This window comes from Acidovorax sp., from assembly GCF_046339755.1.
Classification (GTDB): Bacteria; Pseudomonadota; Gammaproteobacteria; order Burkholderiales; family Burkholderiaceae_C; genus Acidovorax.
This window is the reverse complement of sequence record NZ_JBKDTZ010000332.1, coordinates 1-5,229: the sequence shown is the minus strand read 5'-3', so window position 1 is coordinate 5,229 and position 5,229 is coordinate 1. Positions and strand designations below refer to the sequence as shown.

Annotated in this window: 4 protein-coding genes; 1 reads left to right on the top strand and 3 read right to left on the bottom strand. The window is 67.0% G+C overall.

Annotated elements, in window-relative coordinates; all coding sequences use genetic code 11:
• Positions 1 to 459 (bottom strand): 5-formyltetrahydrofolate cyclo-ligase (locus tag ACK59X_RS29540; RefSeq protein WP_409962203.1); only part of this gene is annotated, 459 nt, incomplete at its 3' end.
• A gap of 14 nt (positions 460 to 473) precedes the next feature.
• Here ACK59X_RS29540 and ACK59X_RS29535 point away from each other — a divergent pair.
• Positions 474 to 2,456: a transglycosylase SLT domain-containing protein gene (locus tag ACK59X_RS29535; protein ID WP_409962201.1), complete on the top strand. Its 1,983-nt coding sequence runs from the start codon at positions 474 to 476 to the stop codon at positions 2,454 to 2,456.
• A 33-nt stretch (positions 2,457 to 2,489) separates the two neighbouring features.
• Here ACK59X_RS29535 and ACK59X_RS29530 read toward each other — a convergent pair whose 3' ends face one another.
• Complete coding sequence (locus tag ACK59X_RS29530) at positions 2,490 to 3,167, bottom strand: Fe2+-dependent dioxygenase (protein WP_409962199.1); 678 nt, start codon at positions 3,165 to 3,167, stop codon at positions 2,490 to 2,492.
• A gap of 88 nt (positions 3,168 to 3,255) precedes the next feature.
• Positions 3,256 to 5,229: catecholate siderophore receptor Fiu (locus ACK59X_RS29525; RefSeq protein WP_409962197.1), on the bottom strand; the 1,974-nt coding region annotated here is incomplete at its 5' end.

Here is a 5,229-nt window from a genome sequence, read left to right as displayed (position 1 = left end):
AGGGCTTGGCTGCAGTGTGGCCAGCGTGCGGTCGTAGAAGCCGCCGCCATAGCCCAGCCGGTAGCCGCCCGCTGCATAACCCACGCAGGGCACGAACAGCAGTGTGGGTACGATGAGTTCGGTGTCCTTGGGCTTGGGGATGCCGTAGGCGTCCTCTTCCATGGGGCAGCCCGGGTACCAGGCGTGGAAGGTCAGGGTCTTGTGCTGCTTGTTGACCACGGGCAGGCCGATGCGGCGCAGCTGCGGTTCATCGAGCAGTTCGCCGTCTTCCTTCCAGCGGTGCAGGGCCGGCAGGGGATCGAACTCGCCCTTGATGGGCCAGTAGGCGCCGATCACCGTGTCGGACCGGTTCACCAGCCAGATGCGCATCACTTGCTGTAACAGATCGGCCCGGTGTAGGCGATCTGGCAGATTCAGGCGTTCTTCTATCAATGCGCGCCGCAGGGCTGCTTTGTCCATCAGATAATTCCCCCATGCAATTGCTTCAGATTTTGACACCGCTGCTGGTCAGTGCCGTGCTGGCCACCACCGCGCCCCTGGTCCAGGCGCAAACCAAAGCCGACGATACCCTGCTGGAGATGCAGCAGGCGTGCAAGCGCGGCGACCGCAAGAAATTGGAGCAATTGTTGCCCGCCGCGCGCGGCCACGTGCTGGACCCCTGGGCCGCCTACTGGGAGCTCAGGCTGCGTCTGGCCGAGGCCTCGCCTTCGGAAATCCAGTCCTTCATGCAGCGCTATGCCGGCAGCTACCAGGAGGACCGCCTGCGCAACGACTGGCTGCTGCTGTTGGGCCAGCGGCGCGACTGGGCCCAGTTCGCCGAGCAGCACCCGAGCTACCGCATGTCCGACGACCGCGAGGTGCGCTGCTACGCCCTGCTGATCGACGATATCAAGGGCAGTCCCCAGCCTGGCGCCGCCGAAGACATCAAGCGCAACTGGTACGCCCTGCGCGATGCCGACGATGGCTGCACCCACGCTGCCAGCCAACTGTACGCCAACAAGAAGCTCAGCGCCCTGGACGTCTGGCGCAAGGCCCGCTTCGCGGTGGACGCCAACCGGCCCCGCGTGGCACGCAATGCGGTGGAGATCGTCGCGCCCGACGCCGTCGCCCAGGTCAAGGAACTGATGGATGCGCCCACCAAGTACCTGACGAGCCGTGCCACGGCCCGGGGCCAGGTGCGCCAGGAACTGGTGACGCTGGCGCTGATCAAGCTTGCCTCGGGCGACCCGGACAATGCGGCCGCCCAACTGGAGGGCAAGTGGGGTGTGCACCTCTCGCCCGAAGAGCGCAACTGGGTCTGGGGCGTGATCGGCAAGCAACAGGCGCAGAAACTGTCGTCCGACGCCAACCGGGCCTTTTCCAACATCACCCGGGATGCCGATCTCAACGACGACATTCTGGGCTGGAAGGTGCGCGCCGCCTTGCGTGCAGGCCAGTGGAAGGTGGTGGGCAAAGCCATCGACGCCATGAGCGAAGAGGGCCGCCAGGACAGCACCTGGGTGTACTGGAAGGCCCGCGCCCTGCTGGCCGGCAAGCCCAGTGACGGTGAGCGTGCCGAGGCGCGCAAGCTGCTCGAAGGCATTGCCAGCACGCGCGGTTTCTACGAACAACTGGCGACGGAGGAACTGGGCCAGCGCATCACCATGCCGCCCGCGCCCGCACCGCTCACGCCTGAGGAAAAGGCCGCAGCGCGTGCCAACCCGGGGCTGAACCGCGGCCTGTATGCCATCTTCCTGGGCCTGCGCTCCGAGGGCGTGCGCGAGTGGAATTACGCCACCAACCTGCACATCCCAGGCGGCATGGCTGACCGCGAGCTGCTGGCCGCTGCCGACTTTGCCTGCGCGCGCGAGGTCTGGGACCGCTGCATCAACACCAGCGAGCGCACCCGCAGCGTGATAGAGACCAACCAGCGCTTTCCCACGCCCTTCCGCAACGCAGTGGTCGAGCGCGCCAACAGCATCGGCCTGGACCCAGCTTACGTCTATGGCCTGATCCGCCAGGAAAGCCGCTTCATCATGGACGCACGCTCGCACGTGGGTGCCTCGGGCCTGATGCAGGTGATGCCCGCCACCGCACGCTGGACGGCCAAGAAGATCGGCATGAACAACTTCACGGCCGACCAGATCAACGACCGCGACACCAACATCGCCATCGGTACCGCCTACCTCAAGCTGGCGCTCGACGATTTCGCCGGTTCCATGCCCATGGCCGCCGCCGCCTACAACGCCGGCCCCGGCCGGCCCCGCAACTGGCGCAACGGCCCGGTGCTGGACGCCGCCATCTGGGCCGAGAACGTGCCCTTCGGCGAAACCCGAGACTACGTGAAGAAGGTACTGGCCAACACCACCAACTACGCGGCGATGCTCACGGGCCAGCCCCAGTCGCTCAAGGGCCGGCTGGGCACCATCGGCCCGCGCGACGCCTCGGCGCCCGAAGTGAACAAGGACCTCCCCTGAAAAGCACAACGGCCCCATCGGGGCCGTTGTGCTTCAGACCTCCGACCACATCCGCAAAAGATTGTGGTACTGGCCCGTGAGGGCCACGGTCTCCTCGGTCTCGCCCAGGCGCACCCGCAGCTTCTGGATGGTCTGGTCCAGCTCGAACAGCATGGCGCGGCGCGCATCGTCGCGCACCATGCTCTGCACCCAGAAGAAGGAGCACACGCGCTCGCCGCGCGTGACCGGCTCCACGCGGTGCAGGCTGGTCGAGGGGTACAGGATCAGGTCGCCCGCGGGCAGCTTGGCCTCGTGCGTGCCATAGGTGTCCACCACCACCAGCTCCCCGCCCTCGTAGTCTTCTGGTTCGCACAGGAACAGCGTGCACGACAGATCGGTGCGCAAGGCACCCCCGTGGGGCAGGGGACGCATGGCGCCATCAACGTGCAGGCCATAGGTCTCGCCGCCCGCATAGCGGTTGAACAGCGGCGGCACGGTGCGCAGCGGCAGCGCCGCGGCGAAGTACAGGGGGTGTGTGGCCAGTGCCTGCAGCACGGTGCGCCCCTGCTCCAGCGCCACGGGGGAATGTTCTGGCAGTTGCCGGTTGTGCTTGACCTGTGCGCCCTGTGCGCCCACGGTGGCCCGGCCGTCCACCCAGTCGGCGGCATCCATGGCCGTGCGCATGGCGCGCACCTGCTCGGGCGTGAGGACGTTGGGGATGTGCAGCATCATGGCAGTGATCTTTCTGAAACGGGAAGGCCCCGGGCTTGCCGGGGCCTTCGCATGGTAGACAGTTCTCAGGCCGTCACTTTGCGCTCGATCAGAACGTGAAGTTGGCCGTCAGGCGTGCCGAGCGGGGGATGCCCGGCGTGTAGCGGTAGCCGCTCTTGTTGATGGCGGCAACGTAGTCCTTGTCGGCCAGGTTGTACACGTTGAGCTGGACGTCCAGGTTCTTGTTGATGCGGTAGGAGGCCATGGCATCGAAGACCCAGTAGGCCTCGGTATAGGCCGGGGTGCCCACTGCGCCATCGGTGCCGCGCAGCAGTTTGCCGGCGTAGCGCGCACCGCCGCCCAGCGTCACGCCGAAGGGCAGGCGGTAGGTGGTCCACAGCGAGAAGGCATTCTTGGGCGTGTAGGCCAGGGCGGTACTGCCGTCGGCCGTCTTGGGCGTGCCGCTCAGGACCTTGGTGTCCATGGTGGTGTAGCCCGCGCTCAGCGACCAGTCGTTGGTGATGGCGCCGATGGCGGTCAGCTCCAGTCCCTGCACGCGCTTCTTGCCGGTCTGTACGAAGTTGGCGGAGTTGGTGGGGTCGGTTTCGATGTCGTTGGAGACATCAGTGCGGTACACCGCACCGGCCAGTGCCAGGCGGCCGCCCAGCACGTCCCACTTGGTGCCTACTTCGATGGTCTTGGCCTTCTGCGGATCGAACTTGGGGTTGGCAGCGTTGTTCGCCGCTGCGCTCAGCTGGTTGTTGGCGCCGCCCGGGGGCTGTGCCGAGGTGGCGTACAGCGCATACACGCTGCCGTTGCTGGCAGGCTTGTAGACCACGCCGACCTTGGCGCCGATCAGGGTGTCCGACAGGCTGATCGACGAGGGTGTGAGCACGCCGGCTGGCAGCGCGCCCTGCGTCACGGCGTCGAAGTCGGTCTTGAAGCGGTCCACGCGCAGGCCGCCCGTGACCTGCCATTGCGGCGTCAGCTTGGCGGTGTCGAACAGGTAGGCCGCCACGGTGTTGGTCACGCCCTTGGACCAGGCGCCGTTGGCGATGCGGTTGAAGCCCGCCACATTCGGGTTGGGGTTGTACAGGTTGGCTGCGGGCAGCGAACCGGCTGGCGCGTACGTGGTGTTCACGCTGGCAAAGCCCTGGCCGTAGTAGCCCAGGTTGGTCTGCTCTTCGCGCGACAGCTCCAGCCCGGCGGCCAGGTCATGCTGCACCGAGCCGGTGCTCACCGTGGCGGTCAGGCTGGTCTGGTTGACGGCGATCTTGTTGACCTGGTTGACGTTGGTCGGCAGATTGCGTGTCACGGTCCAGGTGGACGGGTCATTCGGGTTGGGCGTGGCCAGCAGGGCCGACGCGGCGGTGAGCGCGCCGGTGGCGGGGAAGCCGCCACCCATGAAGGCCGTCAGCCGGTAGTCGTTGTGCGTGCGGCCAAAGCGCGTGGTGTTGCGCAGCTTCATGCCCGAGGCGAAGTCGTGCTCGATGCGCGCCGTGACCATGTCCATGTCCACGTCCGCATAGTCCGAGGTGGTGCCGTAGAAGTTGCTCGAATTCACACGCGCCGCGGTGTTCAGGAAGGGGCGGCGGTTGGCCAGGGCCAGCGCATCCGGCGAGGTGTAGCCGGGCAGGCCGATGGTGGGCGCGCCGCCATCGGGCATGTTGTCCTGCTTGACGTGCAGGTAGTTCAGGAACACGCGGGTGGGCGAGTTCAGGCCCAGTGCCAGCGAGGGCGCCACGCCCCAGCGCTTGTTCTTGACCAGGTCGCGGCCGGCCACGCCGGAGTCCTCGGTCATCACGTTCAGGCGGAAGGCGGCGCCGGGGTAGGCTTCCAGGGCCTTGTTCCAGTCCACCGTGCCGCGCTTGTAAGAGGCGCTGCCCGCGCCCAGCGAGGCGGCGAAGCTGTTTTCCAGCGTGGGCTGCTTGCTCACCAGGTTGATGGCGCCGGTGGGGGCGGTGCGGCCGGGGTCGGTGCCGGACGGGCCCTGGACCCCTTCGACCTGCTGGATGGTGAACACGGCGCGCGAGACGGAACCCATGTCGCGCACGCCGTCGACGACGATGCTGCTGGTGCGGTG